We start from the raw sequence: 19,706 nt of genomic DNA on the forward strand, positions 1-19,706 counted from the left end.
TTGGCGAAGGACAGCGACCAGGACGTTCTGGACGATGGCATCGAGGATGATCGGCTCCGACTGATCATCCCGCTGCCGCAAGGCTATGACCCGGCGCCCCTGGCGCCGGTAGCCGAGGGCGGCAGGGTCGCTGCCCTGCTGCTTCCTCCCGGAGCCGATCCGGCCGCGGCCAGGGCCTTTGGGCAACGTTTTGAGATCGCCGTGTTCGCCCGCGACGACCTCGCCGCGGCACGCGGGTTGGACGGGCTCCTGCTGACCGATCCGGCCGGTGCCGCGGAGGCCCGCCGGGCGCTGCCGCCCGACCAGGTGCTGGGGGTGCTGTGCGGCATCGACCGGCATGAGGCCATGGAGGCCGGCGAGGCCGGCGCCGACTGGATCCTGTTCGGGCGAACCGACCTCGATCCCGGCAAGGCGATCGAGGCCGCGGCCTGGTGGACGGAACTGTTCGTCTTGCCATGTGGCGTCACCGGGCTTATCGACCCCAACCACATGCAGACCCTGGTGGACGCGAAGATCGCCTTCGCGTTGCCGGGGCCTTTCTGCTGGCAGGCGCCCGACCCGATTGCCCTCCTGGCCGCGCTCGACCAGGCGGTCGGCATGGCTGATCCGGGCGCCGTCTAACAAGCGAGTCCGTTCAGTGCCCCGTCGTTCGCCCCATCTCGAAGTCATGGTCCGTTCCGTCGTGCGTGCCGCCCGCACCCTCGCCCGCGACTTCGGCGAGGTCGAGCAGTTGCAGTGGTCGGTCAAGGGACCGGGAGACTTCGTCTCGGCGGCCGACCGGCGGGCCGAACAGATTCTGGTCGAGGACCTGCGCAAGGCCCGGCCGGATTTCTCGATCCTGACCGAGGAAAGCGGCCTGCGGGAAGGCCGCTTCCCCGAGCATCGCTTCATCGTCGACCCACTGGACGGCACCAGCAACTACCTGCACGCGATGCCGCACTGGGCGGTCTCGGTGGCGCTGGAGCAGCATGGCGAGATCACGGCTGCCTGCGTGTACGATCCGATCCGCAACGAATTGTTTGCCGCCGACAAGGGCAACGGCGCCTATCTGAACGACCAGCGGATCCGGGTGTCGCGTACCAAGGACCTGGACCGGGCCCTGATCGGCTGCGGTCTCCCGGTGCGCGACTGGAAGGGCCGCAAGACCTTCCCGCCGCAGTATGAGAAGGTGGCCGACAAGGTGGCTGGCCTGCGGCGGATGGGCGTGGCGTCGCTGGACCTGGCCTATGTCGCGTGTGGCCGCCTGGATGCCTACTGGGAATACGGCATCAAGCCTTGGGATTATGCCGCAGGGCTGCTCCTGGTGCGCGAGGCCGGCGGCAAGGCTGGCCGAATGGAAGGCGACGACAAGATCTGGGACGAAGGCACCATCATCGGGACCAACGCTGCCCTGGGCGATGCCTTCACGGAAACCCTCGGCGCCGCCTGAGGTTCGAAAGGCGCTCTCGATCGTTCAGACAAGGAGGCGCGGCATGGCGGATCGGATCAACAGGCGCATCGTCCTGGCAGCCCGTCCGGACGGACGCCCAAAGCCCTCGGACTTCCGGCTCGAGCAGGTGCCGCCGCCGATCCCGGCCGATGGACAGGTCCTGCTCGAGATCCTGTATCTCTCGCTCGATCCCTACATGCGCGGCCGGATGGACGACGCCAAGTCCTATGCCCCGCCGGTAGCCTTGGACGCCGTCATGGAAGGCGGGACCGTCGGCAGGGTTCTCGAGAGCCGCCACCCGGCCCATACCCCAGGCGATCTGGTTCTCTCCCACTCCGGATGGCAGGAGCAGGCCGTTTGCCATGGCGACGACCTTCGCCGGCTCGACCCGGCGGCGGCACCGGTCACGACAGCGCTGGGCGTGCTCGGGATGCCGGGCTTCACCGCCTATAGCGGCCTGCTGACGATCGGCAGGCCAAAGGCCGGCGAAACCGTGGTGGTGGCGGCTGCCAGCGGACCGGTCGGTGCGACGGTCGGCCAGATCGCCCGGATCCAGGGGGCCCGCGCCGTCGGGATCGCGGGCGGGCCCGAGAAATGTGCGTTGGTGAAGGACGAGTTCGGCTTCGATGCCGTGGTGGACCACAAGGCCCCTGACTTCCCCGAGCGCCTCGCAGCTGCCTGCCCCGACGGGATCGACGTGTATTTCGAGAATGTCGGCGGTGCCATCTGGGACGCGGTCGCCCCGCTCCTCAACACCTTCGCACGGATCCCGGTCTGCGGCCTGATCGCGCAGTACAACGGCATTCCTGACCGCTCCGCCGACCGGCTGGGCCGTCATATGTGGGACGTGCTCCGCAAGAGCCTGACGGTGCGCGGCTTCATCCAGCGCGAGTTCGCCGACCAGCGCCCGGCCTTCTACGAGGCGATGGCCGGCTGGCTGCGCGACGGACGGGTGAAATACCGCGAGGACATCGTGAACGGGCTGGAGAACGCGCCTGAAGCCCTGATCGGCCTGCTGGAGGGCCGCAACCTCGGCAAACTGATCGTGCGCGTCGCCCAGGCCTGATCGGAGCCGGGCTTCCGGCGCCGATCTGCTCCTGTCCCTCCTCGACCTGCCCGGAACCTGCCGGCCGAAAGCGCTCGGCAGGCCGCAACACTTCTTCCTCTCAGAGCCGGAGGCGGCACGTCCATTAAGGCGGGCTTACGGACGGCTGCTGCTGGGTGATGCAGTGGATGCCGCCGCCGCCATAGAGCAGGTCGAGGCACGGGATCTGCACGACCTCGTGGTCCGGAAAGGCGGCTTCCAGGGCGCGATACGCCACCTTGTCGGCGGCGTCGCCAAAGCCGGGCATGACGATCCCGCCGTTGGCGATATAGAAGTTGACGTAGGACAGTGTCAGCCGGGTCCCGTCATCCTTGAACCGCGGCTTGGGCTTGGGCAGCGTGATGATCTCCAACGCACGACCCTTGGCGTCCCGGGCCGCCCGGAGCGTTTCCAGGTTGCGCCGCAGGACGACATAGTCCGGATCGTCGACATCGTCGCACTGCATCGTGATGACCACGCCCGGGCGCGCGAAGCAGGCGACGTTGTCGACATGGCCACGGGTCTCGTCATCGGTCAGACCGGCATCCAGCCAGATGAAGGTCGAGACACCGAGATGCTCGCGCAGTTCCGCCTCGGCCTCCTCGCGGGTCATGGCTGGATTGCGAGCCGGATCGAGGATCGCCGTTTCGCAGACCAGGCAGGTTCCTTCACCGTCCACATGGAGGGCGCCGCCCTCGGTCACCAGTTGGCTGGTATAGATCGGCAGGTTCAGGTGCTCCAGCACCCGGGCCGCCATCTCGGCATCCTCCTGGTAGTCCGGATGGACCTCGCCCCAGCCGTTGAAGCGCCATGCAACACCGGCGGCCCGGCCCTTCCCGTCGATCAGGAAGGTCGGGCAGGTGTCCCGGGTCCAGCTGTCGGACTGCGCCATCGGAAGGATCGAGATGTTCTTCGAGGTCACCAGCGATGCGGTGGTCATCAGGTCTGGACGGACGATCATGGTGACGGGCTCGAACTCGGAGATCGCATCGGCGATCTCGGCATAGACGTCGCGCGCGGCCTGCAACCGATCGCCCCAGACCTGCTGGTTGCACGGCCAAGCCATCCAGCAGCGCCGGTGCGGCGCCCACTCGGCGGGCATGAAGAAACCGTCTTCCCGTGCCGTTCCCAAGAATCACCCCGATTTGGCAGTTCTTACCGCTTCGATCGTGCCCGATGTCGTGAGAGTTCGCAACGTCAGCGGGCCCCCTGGTCCTGTCGGGTCGCGCCGCCTACCTTGCACCCACAGATGAACGCCCAGCGGAGAAGTTCGGGATGAACGACCAGCCTGCCAACGACCGTGCCACCATCGAAGCACGGTTGAAGGAGTTCGGCATCGACCTGCCGACGCCACCGGCGGTGCAGTTCAACTACATTCCGACCCGTGCCGGCGCCGGCACCCTGTGGGTGGCTGGTCAGGTTCCCTTCAAGGACGGTCAGATCCTGGTCGAGGGCAAGCTCGGCGGCGGCGTCTCCCTGGAGGACGGCCAGCGGGCTGCCCGGCAATGTGCGCTGAACGTGCTGGCGCAGGCCAAAGCGGCGCTGGACGGCGACCTCAGCCGGATCAAGGCCACCCTGAAGGTGACCGGCTGGGTGGCCTGCACCCCGGAGTTCTACGAGCATCCCAAGGTGATCAACGCCGCCTCCGACCTGTTCGTCCAGGTCCTGGGCGAGGTCGGCCGGCATGCCCGCTGCGCCATCGGCTCGCCTTCCCTGCCGCTCAACTGCGCGGTCGAGGTCGATGCCGTGTTCCTGATCGACTGAGCGGCCGCATTGCGCTTTCGGGTAAGCGACGGGGTTCATACGCTTGATCAGGCGGCCTGGGACGGGTTGGTCGGTCCAGCCGACCCGTTCATGAGCCATGCCTTCTTCCAGGCGATGGAGCTGTCGGAGACCGCCTCGGCGGAGAGCGGCTGGCAGCCCTTGGCCGCGGTCGTGGAAGAGGACGGCGCCCTGCTGGCGGCCGCGCCTCTGTATGCCAAGGGCCATAGCTGGGGCGAGTATGTCTTCGACCATGGCTGGGCCGACGCGTTCCATCGTGCTGGAGGCAGCTATTATCCCAAGCTGCAGGTAGCGGTGCCGTTCACGCCGGTGCCGGGCAGCCGCCTGCCGGCACGCTCGGCGGCGGCGCGCGACTGGCTGATCCAGGGACTGAAGGACACGCTGGCCGCGACCAGGCTGTCCTCCCTGCACGTCACCTTCTGCAACGAGACCGAGTGGGCGGACCTCGGCCGGGCTGGATTCCTGCAGCGCCTGGGCCTGCAGTACCATCTGAGCAACCCCGGCTACCGTGACTTCCAGGACTTCCTGGACAACCTGCGCTCGTCCAAGCGCAAGATGATCCGGAAGGAGCGGGCGTCGGTGGAGCGGTCCGGCCTGACCATCGAGACGCTGACCGGCGCCGAGATCGGCGAGACGGTGCTGGACGATTTCTGGCCGTTCTACCTCGCCACCGTCGAGAAGCGCTGGGGCAACGCCTATCTGTCGCGGGACTTCTTCCGCATGCTGGGCCGGACCCTGGGCGATCGGGTCGTTCTGGTTCGCGCAAGGGAGGCCGGCCGGACCGTGGCGGTGGCGCTGAATCTGGTGGGAGAGGACGCCCTCTATGGGCGTATCTGGGGCAGCCTGGAGGACTACCGCTTCCTCCATTTCGAGCTCTGCTACTACCGCGCCATCGAATGGGCAATCGCGCACCGGCTGCCGCGGGTCGAGGCCGGCGCGCAGGGCGTGCACAAGGTCCAGCGCGGCTATGCACCGGTGTTCACCCGGAGCGCTCATCTGATCCAGCACACTGGCCTGCGCGAGGCGATCGCCCGGTCTCTGACGCAAGAGCGTCGGGCGGTCACCGTGGAGAAGGCCGAGTTGGAAGCAGCCCTGCCCTATGCGAACAGGCCGAGCCCGGAAAACCCAGACCCGGCCTGACGCATCATCGCAAACAGCCGGGACCTAAGAGGTCCCGGCCAGCGCTTCAGACTCCGACCACCAGCTGGTCGTCCTCTTCCTCCTCGTCGTCTTCCGAGGCATTGCCAGGCTTTGGCAGGAGAGCCGGACCGCCGCCCGTGGGCGTGATCTGGAAGGACGGTTCGCCGTCCACGATCGTCACCAGCACCTTGCCGCCCTTGACCAGGCGCCCGAACAGCAGCTCGTCGGCAAGCGGCCGCTTGATCTTCTCCTGGATCACCCGGGCCAGTGGCCGGGCGCCGAAGGTTGGCTCGTACCCCTCGGTGGCGAGCCAGTCGCGGGCGAGATCGTCGACCTCGATCGAAACGCGACGGTCGGCCAGCTGGGCCGCCAGGTCCTTGACGAACTTGTCGACGACGCTGCGCACGATCGCCGGAGTCAGGCCCGCAAACGGAATGACCGCGTCCAGCCGGTTGCGGAATTCCGGGGTAAACAGGCGGTTGATCGCCTCCTTGTCCTCGTTCTCGCGCACCGAGCTGCCAAAGCCCATCGCCGGCTTCGCCATGTCCGCCGCACCCGCATTGGTGGTCATGATCAGGACCACGTTGCGGAAATCGACGGTCTTGCCGTTGTTGTCGGTGAGCTTGCCGTAATCCATCACCTGCAGAAGGATGTTGAAGACGTCCGGATGCGCCTTCTCGATCTCGTCCAGCAGCAGGACCGCGTGCGGGTGCTGATCGATGCTGTCAGTCAACAGGCCGCCCTGGTCGAAGCCGACATAGCCTGGAGGCGCACCGATCAGTCGGCTGACGGCGTGGCGCTCCATGTACTCCGACATGTCGAAGCGGATCAGCTCGATGCCCATGGTCTTGGCGAGCTGCCGGGCCGCCTCGGTCTTGCCTACGCCGGTGGGGCCGCTGAACAGGTAGCAACCGATCGGCTTGAGCGGGTCGCGCAGCCCCGCCCGGGACAGCTTGATCGCCGAGGAGAGCGCCGAGATCGCGCTGTCCTGACCATAGACCGAGCCCTTCAGGTCGGCGTCCAGGTGCTTGAGCGATTCCTTGTCGCGCGCCGAGACCGCCTTGATCGGAACCCGCGCTATCCGGGCCACGATCTCCTCGACCTCCTTGGCGCCGATCGTCTTCTTGCGCTGGCCCTCCGGCTTGATCATCTGCGCGGCGCCGACCTCGTCGATGATGTCGATCGCCTTGTCGGGCAGCTTGCGGTCGTGGATGTAGCGCACCGCCAGCTTGACCGCCGCCTTCAGCGCGTTGTTGGTGTACTTGACCTGATGGTGCTCCTCGAAGCTCGGCTTCAGGCCATGCAGGATCTTGACGCTCTCGTCCTCAGTCGGCTCCGGGATGTCGATTTTCTGGAAGCGCCTGACCAGGGCGCGGTCCTTCTCGAAGTAGTTGCGGAACTCCTTGTAGGTCGTGCTGCCGATGCAGCGCAGGGCGCCCGAGGCCAGCGCCGGCTTGAGCAGGTTGGAGGCGTCGAGCGACCCGCCCGAGGTGGCGCCGGCGCCGATCACGGTGTGGATCTCGTCAATGAACAGGATCGCGCGCGGATCGTTCTCAAGTTCGCTGATCACGCCCTTCAGGCGTTCCTCGAAATCCCCGCGATAGCGGGTGCCGGCGAGCAGGGCGCCCATATCGAGCGAGTAGATCACGCAGTTCTTGAGGATCTCAGGCACATTGCCCTGGACGATCCGCAGGGCCAGCCCCTCGGCGATCGCGGTCTTCCCGACACCGGGGTCGCCGACGAACAGGGGGTTGTTTTTCGAGCGACGGCACAGGATCTGGATCGTGCGCTCGATCTCGCTGTCGCGACCGATCAGGATGTCGATCCTGCCGTCGACCGCCTTCTTGTTCAGGTGCACGCAGTACTGGGACAGCGCGTCCTTCTCGTCCTTCTTCTGTGCCGTCGGAGCACCCTCCTCGTCCCGCTCGTCCGCACCGCGCGGGCGACGATCCTCGGACATACCAGGCTTCTTCGAGATACCGTGGCTGATGTAGTTGACCGCGTCCAGCCGGGAGCAGTTCTGCTCCTGCAGGAAGAACACGGCGTGGCATTCGCGCTCGGAGAACAGCGCCACCAGCACGTTGGCGCCGGTCACCTCATGGCGCCCGGAGGACTGGACATGGATGGCGGCGCGCTGGATCACTCGCTGCAGCCCGGCGGTCGGCTTGGCATCCGTGCCGGCCTCCACCACCAGACCGCTCATCTCGTGCTCGAGATACTGGCCGAGCACCAGCTTGAGCCGGTCCAGGTCGACGGCGCACGCCTTCATCACCGCCAGCGCGTCCGGGTCCTCGGTCAGCGCCATCAACAGGTGCTCGAGCGTGGCGTATTCGTGCTGCTTGGCATTGGCCAGAGCCAGAGCCCGCCTCAGCGACTTTTCGAGATTGCGCGATAGCATGTTCGGGTCACTCGCCTGGCTGGGGTGAGACGGACGCGGAGACTGCTGAGGATCCGCCGTCCCTCGCTATGACCCCTCTTGTCTCCGGCCGGGCGGCCGGGGATTGGACAATCGACGAGATGTCGATCGTCATCGTCATCATTCCTTCTCCATCGTACATTGGAGAGGATGCTGGTTCTGGCGGGCGAAGTCGATGACCTGCATCACCTTCGTCTCGGCTACTTCGAACGTATAGACACCACAGACGCCGACACCCTTCTGGTGAACGTGCAGCATGATCTGCATCGCCTCCTCCGGGTTCTTGCGGAAGAATCTCTCCAGCACGTGCACGACGAACTCCATCGGCGTGTAGTCGTCGTTGAGCAGCAGCACTTTGTAGAGAGACGGCTTCTCGGTTCGGGTGTGCGACTTGGTCGCCACCCCGCCGTGTTCGATGATGTCCCGATCCTGGTCTCTGTCGCTCATCGCGATAGTCGTCTCACAGTCCCACGGTTCAGGGCCAACATTGACTTCCCGGGGTCCGAGGAGACCCGAGGTGCTCCAGTCCGATACGGACCATAACCCCCGTTGCGGGTGAAGGACAATCGCCCAGCAGTGCTTGCATGGCCGCTTTGTTCCCCTGTGGTTCCCGCACCACCGAGACAGCACAACAGCACGGATATGGGGTTGGTAGGGCGGTTCGTCATCCTTCCCTCGACATTCTGCATTCCGGCCGGCGAGCTTGATGGCCCGGTTGTCGCTCAAGGAGTGGGCTGGCATGGTCGCCGCGGTTCGAACCAAGGTCGACGCATGCCCCGCAATCCGTTCACTCTCCTGGCGCCAAGCGCACTCCTCTCCCTTGCCGCAATGCTTCCTTCACCGGCCCTGGCCGCCGCCACCGAGGTCGGGGTCACGGCCCATGGCTTCGTCGGCACCGACCTGCCGGTCTGGTGGGCGTTCCCGTTCGTCGGGCTTCTCCTGTCGATCGCGCTGATGCCGCTTCTGGCGCCGTCGGCGTGGCATCACCACTACGGCAAGATCGCGCTGGTCTGGGCCGCCCTGGTGGTCGTGCCGATGGTGCCGGCGCTGGGGATGGATGGAACGCTGTATGAATTGGCGCATGTGGGGCTGCTCGAGTACGTCCCGTTCATCCTTCTGCTTCTGGCGCTGTTCACGGTGGCCGGCGGCTTGCGTCTGGACGGATTCTTCGACGGCAGTCCCAGGTCCAACGTGACCGCCCTGCTGGTCGGCACCGGCCTGGCCAGCATCACCGGCACCACCGGTGCTGCCATGCTGCTGATCCGCCCGCTGATCCGCGCCAATGCCTGGAGGACGCGCCGCGTTCACACGGTGGTGTTCTTCATTTTCCTGGTGGCCAATATCGGGGGCTCGCTGACGCCGCTGGGCGACCCACCCTTGTTCCTTGGCTTCCTGAAGGGGGTGCCGTTCTTCTGGCCGACCGTGCATCTGTTCCTGCCCATGCTGGTGGCCGCCGCGATCCTCCTCGGCGCCTACTACCTCCTCGACCTGCGGCTCGCGATCGTGGACGGCACGCCGCCGCCTCGGGGCAAGCGGATCTTCGAAGGTGGCATCAACTTCGTCCTGCTGGCCGCGATCATGGGTGCGGTGCTGGTCAGCGGTATCTGGAACGGACCGGTGATCCTGCATGTCGAGGGTGTCGACATCACGGCCCAGGCACTGTTCCGCGACCTTGTTCTGGCGGCGATCACCGTGGTGTCGCTGCTGGTCACGCCCAAGAGCGCCCGGCTCGCGAACGAGTTCGGCTGGGGGCCGATCCTGGAGGTCGCCAAGCTGTTCGCCGCGATCTTCGTCACCATCGTGCCGGTGCTGTCGATGCTCAAGGCGGGGTTGGCCGGTCCGTTCGCACCGCTGGTGCAGGCGGTTGGAGACTCGCAGGGCGCCCCGGTGCCGGCCGCCTATTTCTGGGTGACGGGCATCCTGAGTTCGTTCCTGGACAATGCGCCGACCTATCTCGTGTTCTTCAACCTGGCTGGCGGCGACCCGGCGACGATGACCACCACCTATGTCGCGACCCTGACCGCGATCTCGGCTGGCGCGGTCTTCATGGGGGCCAACACCTATATCGGCAACGCGCCGAACTTCATGGTGCGCGCGATTGCTGACGAGATGGGCATCCGGATGCCCAGCTTCTTCGGCTACCTGGTCTGGTCCTCGGTGATCCTCATGCCGGTCTTCGTGCTGCTGACCCTGATTTTCTTCATGTGAAGTGCGCTGGTCGGGAGAGAGAGTGGCGCCTCCCCTCCCGGCCGTACCCAGTTCGTCGCAATGCGGGCCGCCGTCCGAGTCGCGATGGTCACCCAGATCCAGAGCAATGATTACGACCACGATTGTTTCTGGGAATGCTGGCGAGCCGATGAGAAATGCCATCGACATATGCACAGTAGATTTAGACGAAACACGGAAATGCCGTCTGACATGCGCCGAAAATCGGCCGCATCTCAAAAGTCGCTCAGTCGTTATGAAGATCCAATCTGAAAGATTTGCCTGAGTTCGACAGCTGGAAAAGGTGGTCCATCTCGGATCCGCAAAGGCGTGATTTGCACGATCCTCAGGGGCTTGCCCCGGACAGACCCGCGCATGAATCTCCCACCACTGCCGCGTTGACAACTCTGTAGGCCAATGCCAAAAGAGACGATGCTGATCCGGATTTTTTGAGTAACCGGTCAGCAGTCACTGTACCTCGTTGCCAGCCGATTTTGCCAAGGCGGCAAAGGAGATGGCGCAGGTGAAGGTGCTTGTGCGCAGACACATCTGGCATGACCACAAGTCGCCAGCCTCGTTGATTGTCCGTCTACTTCGGGCTGCTTGCCCAATGGGATCGAGGTAGCCTTGTAGTCAGGGGTGCTCGGCGAGATGATGGTTGCCTTTGCCCTGGTCCTGATCGTGGTCGGTTCCCTGCTCTTCCACGCCCTGAGCCCGTGGTGGTGGACGCCGATCGCCTCGAACTGGGGCTATATCGACGACACCCTGGTGGTGACCTTCTGGATCACCGGGGTCGTGTTCACCGCTGTGGTGCTGTTCCTGGCGTACTGCCTGTTCCGGTTCAGGCACCGGCCCGGCCACCGCGCCGCCTACGAGCCGGAAAACCGGCGCCTGGAGACCTGGCTGACCGTGGGCACTGCTCTCGGAGTCGCGGCGATGCTGGCGCCCGGTCTGGTGGTCTGGGCGCGCTTCATCGAGGTCCCGCAAAATGCCAGCGAGGTCGAGGTGATCGCCCAGCAATGGCAGTGGAGCTACCGCCTGCCCGGGGAGGATGGCCGTCTGGGACGCTCCGACACACGCCTGGTCACGCCGGAGAGCCCACTGGGGCTGAGCCCGCATGATCCGCATGGGCAGGACGACAGGATCGTGGAGTTCGGGGAACTGCACCTGCCCGTCGATCGTCCGGTCAAGGTCCTGCTGCGCTCGATCGATGTGCTGCACGATTTCTACGTGCCGGAGTTCCGCGCAAAGATGGACATGATCCCGGGTGCGGTGACCTATTTCTGGTTCACGCCGACCCGGACCGGCACCTTCGAGGTTCTGTGCGCCGAACTCTGTGGTACCGGTCACGCCTACATGCGCGGCATGGTGGTGATCGACAGTCCGAGCGACTACGAGGCGTGGCTCGCTGAGCAGCCGACCTTCGCAGCCATCCTCGCACGGGAGAAGACCTATGCGTCAGACTGAACGCTGGGTCTACGGCGGCTCCTCGGGCGCGCGTCGTCCCTTTGCATGCCGGAGGACTTAAGGATGGCCACGTCCTTCGAGCGTCCTTTCGAACCTGTCCCACCCGCTGAAACTCCCGACGTCGAACTCTACCATCCGAAGAGTTGGATTACCCGCTACGTCTTCTCCCAGGACGCCAAGATCATTGCGATCCAGTATGGACTCACGGCGACCCTGATCGGCATGGTGGCGCTGGTCCTTTCCTGGCTCATGCGCCTGCAGCTGGCCTATCCTGGGGCCTTCGCCTTCATTGATCCGGTGGCCTATTACCAGTTCATCACCATGCATGGCATGATCATGGTGATCTACCTGCTGACCGCCCTGTTCCTGGGAGGCTTCGGCAACTACCTGATCCCGCTGATGCTGGGGGCCCGCGACATGGCGTTCCCCTATGCCAACATGCTGAGCTACTGGATCTACTTGCTGGCGGTGCTGGTGCTGGCAGCGACCTTCTTCGTGCCGGGAGGTCCCACCGGCGCCGGCTGGACCCTCTACCCGCCCCAATCGATCCTGGCCAACACCCCCGGCCAGGAATGGGGCATCGATCTGATGCTGATTTCCCTGATCCTGTTCATCATCGGGTTCACCTTGGGCGGGCTGAACTATGTCGTGACGGTGCTGCAGGGACGCGCCCGCGGCATGACGCTGATGAGGATGCCGCTCACGGTGTGGGGCATCTTCACCGCCACGGTCATGGCGCTGCTGGCCTTCCCGGCTCTGTTCGTGGGCGCCGTGATGCTGCTGTTCGACAAACTGCTGGGCACCAGCTTCTTCATGCCCACCATCGTCGAGATGGGCGAGCAGTTGAGCTATGGCGGCGGCAGTCCCATTCTGTTCCAGCACCTGTTCTGGTTTTTCGGCCATCCGGAAGTCTACATCGTGGCGCTGCCGGCCTTCGGCATCGTCTCGGACCTGATCGCCACGCATGCCCGCAAGAACATCTTCGGCTACCGGATGATGGTGTGGGCGATCGTGATCATCGGAGCCCTCAGCTTCGTGGTGTGGGCCCACCACATGTATGTCAGCGGCATGGATCCTTACTTCGGGTTCTTCTTCGCCACCACGACCCTGATCATCGCGGTGCCCACGGCCATCAAGGTCTACAACTGGGTGCTGACCCTGTGGCGGGGAGACATCCACTTCACCCCGCCCATGCTGTTCGCGATCGGCTTCATCGTGACTTTCCTGAACGGCGGCCTGACCGGTCTTTTCCTGGGCAACGTCGTCGTGGACGTGCCCCTTTCCGACACGATGTTCGTGGTCGCCCATTTCCACATGGTGATGGGTGTCGCGCCCATCCTCGTGGTCTTCGGGGCGATCTATCACTGGTATCCCAAGATAACCGGGAGGATGCCGGACGACTTTCTGGCCAAGCTGCACTTCTGGGTGACGTTCCTCGGTGCGTACCTGATCTTCTTCCCCATGCACTATCTGGGCCTGCTCGGGGTGCCGCGGCGCTACTACGAAATGGGCGAGACCGCCTTCCTGCCCGCCTCGGCGGGCGGCCTGAACGTGTTCATCACCATCACCGCCCTGGTGGTGGGCGCGGCGCAACTGGCCTTCCTGTTCAACATGGCCTGGAGCCTGCGCCATGGCCGGCCGGCGGGAGGCAATCCCTGGCGAGCCACCACGCTGGAGTGGCAGACCCCGCAGACGCCGCCGGCCCATGGCAATTGGGGGCGGGATCTGCCGGTGGTCTATCGCTGGGCCTATGACTACAGCGTGCCCGGGGCGCCGGAGGATTTCATTCCCCAGAACCAGCCGCCGGCCCCACGCGCCACCGGGGAGGCCCAGCCCTGATCGCCGTCCTGCTGTTCCTGGCCCTGGTTGGCGGAGTTATCGGATGGTGGCTGGCCCGCCAGGGCCTGATGGCCAAGCCTTGGCTGGAGACCGGCGTGATCGGAGACAGCCGGGGAAGCGACGCGAGTGCCGTCCGCGCGGCGAAAACCGGGCTGCTGCTATTTCTTGGCGTGGCCGGCTGCCTGTTTGCCTTGTTCGTCAGCGCCTACCTGATCCGGATGGGGACCGCCGACTGGTGGCCGATGCCCCTGCCTTCGATCCTCTGGGTCAACACCGGCCTGCTGGTTGCGAGCAGCCTGGCGCTGCAGTTCAGCAAGGCCTCAGCCGATCGGGGTCAGCTGGAGGCGGCCCGAGCTTCCCTGGCGGCAGGAGCAGTCGCGGCGCTGGCTTTCCTGGCGGGGCAGTTGCTGGCCTGGCGGGAACTGGTCGTTGCCGGCTATGGCCTCACCGGCAGCCCGGCCAACAGCTTCTTCTACCTGATCAGCGCCGTGCATGGCCTGCACATGGCCGGTGGCATGGTGGCGCTCATGCGCGTCATGGCCCGCTCGTGGCGGGAGCCGGACATGCCGCGGCTGGCTTTGGGCATCGGGCTCTGCGCCACCTACTGGCACTTCATGCTGGGAGTCTGGCTGGTGCTGTTCGCGCTGTTGGCCGGATGGGCCGACGATGTCGCCGCCATCTGTCGGCAGGTACTGGGCTAGAAAGGAAGAAGGGCCATGTCGCAGCCGGCGCCGATCCACCCGCAAGGCTTCCCCTCCGGCGGCTGGCGCGGCTTTGCGGCCGACTGGGCGTCCGACCAGCGAGCATTCAAGGGCGTCTCCTGGGGAAAGGCCATGATGTGGGTGTTCCTGTTGAGCGACACCTTCATCTTCGGCTGCTTCCTCCTGTCCTACATGACTGCGCGCATGTCCACGGTCGAGCCCTGGCCGAACGCCAGCGAGGTGTTCGGGCTCACGATCGGCGGGGTCGAGATGCCGCTCATCCTGATCGCGATCATGACGTTCGTGCTGATCAGCAGCAGCGGGACGATGGCCATGGCGGTCAACTACGCCTACCGGCGTGACCGGGTGCGCACGGCCCTGCTCATGCTGGTCACTGCCGTGTTCGGCGCGATGTTCGTCGGGATGCAGGCCTTCGAGTGGACCAAGCTGATCTCGGAAGGGGTGCGGCCCTGGGGGAATCCATGGGGTGCGCCGCAGTTCGGCGCGATCTTCTTCATGATCACCGGCTTTCACGGAACTCATGTGACCTTCGGGGTCATTTTCCTGCTCATCGTCGCGCACAAGGTCTGGCGGGGCGACTTCGACCAGGGTCGGCGCGGCTTCTTCACCTCACGCAGCGGCCGCTACGAGATCGTCGAGATCACCGGCCTCTACTGGCATTTTGTCGACCTTGTCTGGGTGTTCATCTTCGCGTTCTTCTATCTGTGGTGAGGGAGTGCCATGGCGTCGACCGCGCAGCAGGAAGGCCAGCAGCATCCGATCCGCCTTTATCTCGTCGTGTGGGGATGGCTGTTCATCCTGAGCGCCTGCTCCTACCTGGTCGATGTCCTCCATCTGGAGGGCTACCTGCGCTGGTCGCTCATCCTGCTGTTCATGGTCCTGAAGGCGGGGCTGATCGTCGCGATCTTCATGCACATGGCGTGGGAGCGACTGGCGCTGACCTATGCGATCCTGCTGCCGGCCGTGCTGGTGCTGGTGTTCGTGGCCATCATGACGTTCGAGGCAAACTACACGCGGTACCTGCGCCTCACCTGGTTCGAGGCGGTCGAGGCGCCGGAAGCGTTCGACGAACTGCAATCGGCTGTCGGGGAGGACAGGTCGTGAAGAAGCTGGCACTGGTGACCATGGGCATCCTGGCGAGCGGCATGGCCCACGCAGAGGGCGATGCCGCAGCCGGAGCCATCGTCTTCAAGAAATGCCAGACCTGCCACATGGTCGGCGACGATGCGAAGACCCGGGTTGGTCCCATCCTGAATGGCGTGTTCGGCCGAACCGCCGGCACGCTGGAAGGCTACAAGTTCTCGCCGGCCATGATCGCGGCAGGGGAACAAGGACTGGTATGGACGCCTGCAGTGATGGCGGAATACCTGCCCAAGCCCCGCACCTTCATCAAAGGCACCAAGATGACCTTCCCGGGCCTCCGCGACCAGGCCGACATCGACAATCTGGTTGCCTATCTTCTGACCTACTCGCCGAACTGGAAGCCCGGTTCGTCATGAACCGGCGTCGGTCTCTGCCGGAACCAGCTTCCGGTAGAGATGCCAGGTCGCATGGCCCAGCACCGGCATCACGAACACCAAGCCCAGCAGCGCCGGAAGCGATCCCAGCACCAGACCCAGCGTCACGATCAGGCCCCAGGCTGCCATCGGTACGGGGTTGGTCCAGACAGACTTCACCGAGGTGGCCATCGCGACGAACAGCCCGACATCGCGATCGAGCAACATCGGGAACGAAACCACGCTGATGGTCAGCACCAAGAGAGCGAACAGGAAGCCCACTCCGCAGCCCACCACGATCAGGCTCCAGCCGGCGCCGGTGGTGAATACGTCCTGAAGGAATGCGCTGAGGGAGACCGGTGCGCGCGGGCCGAGCGTGCCCTCATAGATCGCATAGGCGGTGCCGAGCCACAACGCGAAGATCAGAAACAGGATGATGCCGAGCACCAGGATGGCGCCGAAGGCCGGGGCGCGCAGCACCGCAAAGGCGTCCGACCAGTTGATCTCCCGGCCCTGCTCGCGCCGTCGGCTCATCTCATAAAGGCCTACCGCCGCCACGGGTCCAATCAGGGCGAAGCCCGATGCCAACGGGAACAGGATCGGCAACATGTCGTAGCCGAAGGCGAGCTGCGCCAGCACCAGGCCCGCCAGGGGATAGATCAGGCAGATGAAGATGACGTCGGTGCGATAGGCACCGAAATCCTCGATGCCCCTGTTCAGGACGTCGCGAAGATCGGCGAGGTCGATCCGGCGGACCGCCGGCAGCGGCGCATTGCGAGCCCGGTCGTCACCGTGCACGGCATGACCGGTACGGCCGATGGCGACGTTGACGTTCCGGAGCTGGTCGGAACTCCACTCGATCGGATTGCGGATGTGGTTGTCGGCGGCCATGGACTGTCCTCCACGCGCATGGGCGCGGCCGTGCCCGCCAGCCGGAGCGACCGCATCGGTCGCCTGGAGCGCGAGCTCCGCAACCCTTCACATTCCGCAGTATGCGCCAAATGGCGCTGGATGCGAGGTGAATGATCGCTTTGGAATGTCAGGCTAGCGCTGAACCAGCCAGGGAACGTCGATCGCCGGAAGAAGATGCTCAGTGGTTCCGCCGAACAGCCATTCGAGAACACCCTGGGCGCCAAAGCATCCAGACACGAACAGGCCCGGCTCCAGACTGGGCAGGATTGCCGCGATCTCCCCGGCAGCCTCCCCCTGCGCAGCCACCGCCTCGACCCGGACCTTGTGACCATGTGCAGCGACCAGGGTCGCAGCCGGCGCCGCCATGGCCTCGGCTGCGGCGACGCCGTAGCCGAAGGAAAGGATGATCACCTCGCGCTGACCGAACAGGCCCGACCATAGCCCCGTCTGCAGCACGCGCTGCGCCGACTCGCTGCCGTCATAGGCAACGACCACCGGCCCCGGGCCGATCGTGCTGTCGGCCACCAGCAGGACGGGCCGGACGATCCGGTGCAACACATCTTCGACGGGCAAAGCGAAGCCGGTGTCGATGTCGTCACGAGCCTTGGTCTGGGGACGGCCATGCGGGAGGACGACGAGATCCACCATCTCGCTGGCCGCCTGCAGGACATCAGCCGGGGCGCCCTGGTACTCGACGATCTCTGGGGCGATACCCGCCTGGCTCAGCCGGTCGGCAAGGCCGGAACGCTCTGCCTGCAGGCGCTCCTCAAGTCGCTGCGTCAGGACGGTGTCCCGATGCTCCGCCAGGCTCGCCCCGCCGATGCCGTGTGCCTCGCCTCCCCTGATGTCGCGGCGGTCAGGACACATCGCCACCCGCAGCCGAGCACCGAATTGTTCGGCCAGATCACAAGCGGAGAACAGTGCGGCCCCATCGGGCGTCACCGAATCAAGGGCGATCAGGATCGAGCGCAGCATCGCATTCACCTGCAGAGGAGGAGCGGCAAGGTCACCCGACCGAGGCGGTAAGGGGGGTGGTGCGTCTCAGGCGCAGACGCTGGCCACGTGGACCGGAGCGAGGTTCGCCCTCCGGCTCCTCGATCTCGGGCTCGGAAGGTTCCGGCTCGGCAACGGGCGGATTGCTCGGATTCTCGGCCGGCTCTTCGGCAGATGCAGCCTCCGGCTGGGCCGGATAGGGATAGCTGGGAGCAGGCTTCGCGGAAGAAAGCGCCAACGCCATTTCGCGCAGGCGTTCGGGCGCGACCGTCGGCTTCGCCGGACGTGGCTCGGCGACCTCCGCCTCCTCCATGTCGCGCTCGAGTTCCCGGGCATCGGCGATGGTCAGCTTCAACCGCGCGAACTGCTCGAGGAACTCTTCCCGCTCATGGGGCGGCATCCGCTCGACCTGGCGGTCCTCGACCAGCCACTGGGCCTGCTCCAGCACGTGGCGTGCGTGGCTCAGCTGGCCGGAAGGCCGGGTATTCCCTGCCAGGAACTGGGCAAGCGCCTTGGTGGTAGGCTGCAGCAGGCGCAGGAGTTCCCGCGCCGAACCCGGAATACGCTGACCCTGGCCACTGTGCTGGGCGCCCTTGCGGGGCTGCGAGTTGTTCTTGCCCCGCTTCTTCACATTGCGTCGGTAGGGAAACATATTCCTCTTCTGTTCGATGCCAGATCGCGGGGCGAAACTTGCAAGCCCGACCACGCAACTCTGGTTTAACAGCGGCACCGTCCTGATCCGGCCCGCAGGGTGGCAGTGGTTCGTCATCCGGTTGCACGGCGCCTGTCTGGTGGACAGTCCTGTCCGGCGACAGGGCGCCGGGTGCCGGATTTCCATGACCGGTTACTGATCTTGCCCGTGAATCGCCGTTGGTCCCGGGGTTCCCTGGCCTGCCGCATCTTCCTGCTCGTCGACATGCAGGAGGAGGCGCCGCACAGTTCGGCCCACTGAAATATGCATGATAGCTGGGAGGCGTTGCCACAATAATAGGGGCGACTGAGAGAGAATCAAGGAGTTCTCCATCGAAAACCGCTTGATCATCAGGCGGCCCCCTCAGCCTAGATGCGGCCACTCGATCGGCACTTGGGATCTTCGCGAGAAGCCGATGCGCGAGCGCGTTGCTCTGCTTAGGATGCCGCCTTCAGCACAGGAGGATCCGGGCAACAACCCTCGGATCCACGGTCCGGTCCGCGGCACCAGTCGCTCTCCCTGCCCCTCTTGTGCCCGGTCGGCCGTGGGATTCTCCGGTGTCCCTTCCGGTTGCAGCGGCCAGAGCCTGGGCAATCAGATCGCAGAACTCCTCATGATCAAGGATCCGGCCCGTCCAACCTGCTCCGCCAGTTCTCGACAAGCCCGGTGGCAAGCCGACGGCATGCGTGGCGGCGCCATCCTTCGGGAAGGTGTTCGAGCGCGGCCATCGCCTGTAGTTCCTCGATATTCATCCGGTCGACATAGAGGATGTGCCAGAGGCGATGGATCGTCCAGTCGGGGCTGCCTCGGTCGACCAGAACGAGTTCATCGCCGGGTTCGACAGGTCCTTCCTCCACCACACGATAGTACCACCCGGTGCGCCCGGTCGCCTGCACCTTTCTCGCCAGGCCCTGAACATCAAATCGCGCGTCCAGCTTCCAGCATGGCTGGCGACCCTGGCTGACCTCGACCAGCGCACGACCGATCCGGAAGCGGTCGCCGACAGCGACCTCGGCTTCCGTCAGTCCGATCGTCGAGAAATTCTCCCCGAAGGCTGGTGGTGCCGCCAGGAGAGCCGGCCGGTCCAGTTCCTCCCTCCAGAAGGCGTAGTGGTCGAAGGGATAGTGGTGGACAGCCTTGTCCGGCCCGCCATGGATGCGCCGATCACCCTGCACGTCGCCTTCCAGCCCCTCCGAGCCGAGCCAAATCGGGCCCTGGACCAACCGTTTGGCTATGCCACTGGGCGCCAGCCGCGGCCCCAGAGCCGTAAGCTGGCCCACGGCCAGGCCGTCGAGACTTATGTTGGCCAACGGACTACCCTTCGTGGGGGAAAACATGCTGCCGCTTCGCACCACTTGCCTCCGCTCAAGAGCGATGCCGCCGGTTCAGGAACGGGGCCAGGGTCAGTGCGGGACATGCCGGACGCAGGCCACCACGTGAGTCGCCAGAAACAAAGGGAGGCGTCGACCCAGCGGATAACGGCGGGATCTCCACCCATGCATGCCGAATGAGCTGTCACGGAGCGCTCGC

General features: G+C 65.3%; 19 protein-coding genes. 12 read left to right on the plus strand and 7 right to left on the minus strand.

What is annotated here, in order from left to right:
• From GEMRO_RS33005 to GEMRO_RS0123525, 3 genes are read left to right on the plus strand one after another with little or no spacing between them, the layout of a single operon-like run.
• The gene (locus GEMRO_RS33005) at positions 1–621 is read left to right on the plus strand and encodes a thiamine phosphate synthase (protein ID WP_051329399.1); all 621 of its coding nucleotides are present in this window, start codon (positions 1–3) and stop codon (positions 619–621) included.
• Positions 622–667: 46 nt separating this feature from the next.
• Positions 668–1,429: an inositol monophosphatase family protein gene (locus tag GEMRO_RS0123520; protein WP_035485894.1), complete on the plus strand. Its 762-nt coding sequence runs from the start codon at positions 668–670 to the stop codon at positions 1,427–1,429.
• A gap of 43 nt (positions 1,430–1,472) precedes the next feature.
• Positions 1,473–2,495 (plus strand): NADP-dependent oxidoreductase, encoded by a 1,023-nt coding sequence (locus tag GEMRO_RS0123525; RefSeq protein WP_027135974.1) that lies wholly within the window; start codon positions 1,473–1,475, stop codon positions 2,493–2,495.
• A 124-nt stretch (positions 2,496–2,619) separates the two neighbouring features.
• On the opposite strand, the gene GEMRO_RS0123530 is transcribed toward GEMRO_RS0123525, so the two are convergent.
• A complete protein-coding gene (locus GEMRO_RS0123530; protein ID WP_051329400.1) occupies positions 2,620–3,615 on the minus strand; it encodes an agmatine deiminase family protein in 996 nt (331 codons plus the stop codon).
• A gap of 173 nt (positions 3,616–3,788) precedes the next feature.
• On the opposite strand from GEMRO_RS0123530, the gene GEMRO_RS0123535 reads away from it, so the two are divergent.
• Both GEMRO_RS0123535 and GEMRO_RS31435 read left to right on the plus strand, forming a co-directional pair.
• Positions 3,789–4,277 carry a RidA family protein gene (locus GEMRO_RS0123535; RefSeq protein WP_027135976.1) on the plus strand — a complete coding sequence of 163 codons (489 nt, stop codon included), beginning with the start codon at positions 3,789–3,791 and terminating at the stop codon, positions 4,275–4,277.
• A gap of 9 nt (positions 4,278–4,286) precedes the next feature.
• Complete coding sequence (locus tag GEMRO_RS31435; RefSeq protein WP_051329401.1) at positions 4,287–5,435, plus strand: GNAT family N-acetyltransferase; 1,149 nt, start codon at positions 4,287–4,289, stop codon at positions 5,433–5,435.
• Positions 5,436–5,481: 46 nt separating this feature from the next.
• On the opposite strand, the gene clpA is transcribed toward GEMRO_RS31435, so the two are convergent.
• Together clpA and clpS are read right to left on the minus strand one after the other, a co-directional pair.
• Positions 5,482–7,833, minus strand: coding sequence for an ATP-dependent Clp protease ATP-binding subunit ClpA (gene clpA / locus GEMRO_RS0123545; protein ID WP_027135977.1), 2,352 nt, complete (start codon positions 7,831–7,833; stop codon positions 5,482–5,484).
• A 138-nt stretch (positions 7,834–7,971) separates the two neighbouring features.
• Positions 7,972–8,298, minus strand: coding sequence for an ATP-dependent Clp protease adapter ClpS (gene clpS / locus GEMRO_RS0123550; protein WP_027135978.1), 327 nt, complete (start codon positions 8,296–8,298; stop codon positions 7,972–7,974).
• A gap of 324 nt (positions 8,299–8,622) precedes the next feature.
• Here clpS and GEMRO_RS0123555 point away from each other — a divergent pair, with 324 nt between their 5' ends.
• The 7 genes from GEMRO_RS0123555 to GEMRO_RS0123585 all read left to right on the plus strand — a co-directional run bounded on the left by GEMRO_RS0123555 (position 8,623) and on the right by GEMRO_RS0123585 (position 15,583).
• Positions 8,623–10,059, plus strand: coding sequence for a sodium:proton antiporter (locus GEMRO_RS0123555; protein ID WP_027135979.1), 1,437 nt, complete (start codon positions 8,623–8,625; stop codon positions 10,057–10,059).
• A 648-nt stretch (positions 10,060–10,707) separates the two neighbouring features.
• Positions 10,708–11,523 (plus strand): cytochrome c oxidase subunit II, encoded by an 816-nt coding sequence (locus GEMRO_RS0123560; protein WP_027135980.1) that lies wholly within the window; start codon positions 10,708–10,710, stop codon positions 11,521–11,523.
• Positions 11,524–11,586: 63 nt separating this feature from the next.
• Positions 11,587–13,362 carry a cytochrome c oxidase subunit I gene (locus GEMRO_RS0123565; protein ID WP_027135981.1) on the plus strand — a complete coding sequence of 592 codons (1,776 nt, stop codon included), beginning with the start codon at positions 11,587–11,589 and terminating at the stop codon, positions 13,360–13,362.
• Positions 13,359–14,063 carry a cytochrome c oxidase subunit 3 gene (locus tag GEMRO_RS0123570; protein ID WP_027135982.1) on the plus strand — a complete coding sequence of 235 codons (705 nt, stop codon included), beginning with the start codon at positions 13,359–13,361 and terminating at the stop codon, positions 14,061–14,063. Before GEMRO_RS0123565 ends, GEMRO_RS0123570 begins: the two co-directional genes overlap by 4 nt.
• A 15-nt stretch (positions 14,064–14,078) precedes the next feature.
• Positions 14,079–14,795 carry a heme-copper oxidase subunit III family protein gene (locus GEMRO_RS0123575; RefSeq protein WP_027135983.1) on the plus strand — a complete coding sequence of 239 codons (717 nt, stop codon included), beginning with the start codon at positions 14,079–14,081 and terminating at the stop codon, positions 14,793–14,795.
• 9 nt (positions 14,796–14,804) lie between these two features.
• Positions 14,805–15,188, plus strand: a complete 384-nt coding sequence (locus GEMRO_RS31440) for a cytochrome C oxidase subunit IV family protein (protein ID WP_051329402.1) — start codon at positions 14,805–14,807, stop codon at positions 15,186–15,188.
• On the plus strand, positions 15,185–15,583 hold the full coding sequence (locus GEMRO_RS0123585) for a c-type cytochrome (protein ID WP_027135984.1): 399 nt from the start codon (positions 15,185–15,187) through the stop codon (positions 15,581–15,583). Before GEMRO_RS31440 ends, GEMRO_RS0123585 begins: the two co-directional genes overlap by 4 nt.
• Here GEMRO_RS0123585 and GEMRO_RS31445 read toward each other — a convergent pair.
• From GEMRO_RS31445 to GEMRO_RS0123610, 4 genes are all read right to left on the minus strand, one after another.
• A complete protein-coding gene (locus GEMRO_RS31445) occupies positions 15,578–16,471 on the minus strand; it encodes a DUF2189 domain-containing protein (protein WP_035485899.1) in 894 nt (297 codons plus the stop codon). The two genes, GEMRO_RS0123585 and GEMRO_RS31445, sit on opposite strands and share 6 nt — an antisense overlap.
• 153 nt (positions 16,472–16,624) lie before the next feature.
• On the minus strand, positions 16,625–17,467 hold the full coding sequence (locus tag GEMRO_RS34450; RefSeq protein WP_157505715.1) for a universal stress protein: 843 nt from the start codon (positions 17,465–17,467) through the stop codon (positions 16,625–16,627).
• Positions 17,468–17,498: 31 nt separating this feature from the next.
• On the minus strand, positions 17,499–18,137 hold the full coding sequence (locus tag GEMRO_RS0123605; protein WP_027135987.1) for a hypothetical protein: 639 nt from the start codon (positions 18,135–18,137) through the stop codon (positions 17,499–17,501).
• A gap of 656 nt (positions 18,138–18,793) precedes the next feature.
• Positions 18,794–19,513: an MOSC domain-containing protein gene (locus GEMRO_RS0123610; RefSeq protein WP_051329403.1), complete on the minus strand. Its 720-nt coding sequence runs from the start codon at positions 19,511–19,513 to the stop codon at positions 18,794–18,796.
• Between the last annotated feature and the right edge of the window lie 193 nt (positions 19,514–19,706).

The organism is Geminicoccus roseus DSM 18922 (genome assembly GCF_000427665.1).
Classification (GTDB): domain Bacteria; phylum Pseudomonadota; class Alphaproteobacteria; order Geminicoccales; family Geminicoccaceae; genus Geminicoccus; species Geminicoccus roseus.

What these genes read in the sequence shown, in the direction of transcription:
- GEMRO_RS0123530 (WP_051329400.1), bottom strand. Translation starts at nt 3,615, where the DNA reads ATGCCCGCCGAGTGGGCGCCGCACCGGCGCTGCTGGATGGCTTGGCCG.
- clpS (WP_027135978.1), bottom strand. Translation starts at nt 8,298, where the DNA reads ATGAGCGACAGAGACCAGGATCGGGACATCATCGAACACGGCGGGGTG.
- GEMRO_RS34450 (WP_157505715.1), bottom strand. Translation starts at nt 17,467, where the DNA reads ATGCTGCGCTCGATCCTGATCGCCCTTGATTCGGTGACGCCCGATGGG.
- GEMRO_RS0123575 (WP_027135983.1), top strand. Translation starts at nt 14,079, where the DNA reads ATGTCGCAGCCGGCGCCGATCCACCCGCAAGGCTTCCCCTCCGGCGGC.
- GEMRO_RS0123525 (WP_027135974.1), top strand. Translation starts at nt 1,473, where the DNA reads ATGGCGGATCGGATCAACAGGCGCATCGTCCTGGCAGCCCGTCCGGAC.
- GEMRO_RS0123560 (WP_027135980.1), top strand. Translation starts at nt 10,708, where the DNA reads ATGATGGTTGCCTTTGCCCTGGTCCTGATCGTGGTCGGTTCCCTGCTC.
- clpA (WP_027135977.1), bottom strand. Translation starts at nt 7,833, where the DNA reads ATGCTATCGCGCAATCTCGAAAAGTCGCTGAGGCGGGCTCTGGCTCTG.
- GEMRO_RS0123555 (WP_027135979.1), top strand. Translation starts at nt 8,623, where the DNA reads ATGCCCCGCAATCCGTTCACTCTCCTGGCGCCAAGCGCACTCCTCTCC.
- GEMRO_RS31445 (WP_035485899.1), bottom strand. Translation starts at nt 16,471, where the DNA reads ATGGCCGCCGACAACCACATCCGCAATCCGATCGAGTGGAGTTCCGAC.
- GEMRO_RS0123520 (WP_035485894.1), top strand. Translation starts at nt 668, where the DNA reads ATGGTCCGTTCCGTCGTGCGTGCCGCCCGCACCCTCGCCCGCGACTTC.
- GEMRO_RS31440 (WP_051329402.1), top strand. Translation starts at nt 14,805, where the DNA reads ATGGCGTCGACCGCGCAGCAGGAAGGCCAGCAGCATCCGATCCGCCTT.
- GEMRO_RS0123605 (WP_027135987.1), bottom strand. Translation starts at nt 18,137, where the DNA reads ATGTTTCCCTACCGACGCAATGTGAAGAAGCGGGGCAAGAACAACTCG.
- GEMRO_RS0123565 (WP_027135981.1), top strand. Translation starts at nt 11,587, where the DNA reads ATGGCCACGTCCTTCGAGCGTCCTTTCGAACCTGTCCCACCCGCTGAA.
- GEMRO_RS0123535 (WP_027135976.1), top strand. Translation starts at nt 3,789, where the DNA reads ATGAACGACCAGCCTGCCAACGACCGTGCCACCATCGAAGCACGGTTG.
- GEMRO_RS0123610 (WP_051329403.1), bottom strand. Translation starts at nt 19,513, where the DNA reads ATGTTTTCCCCCACGAAGGGTAGTCCGTTGGCCAACATAAGTCTCGAC.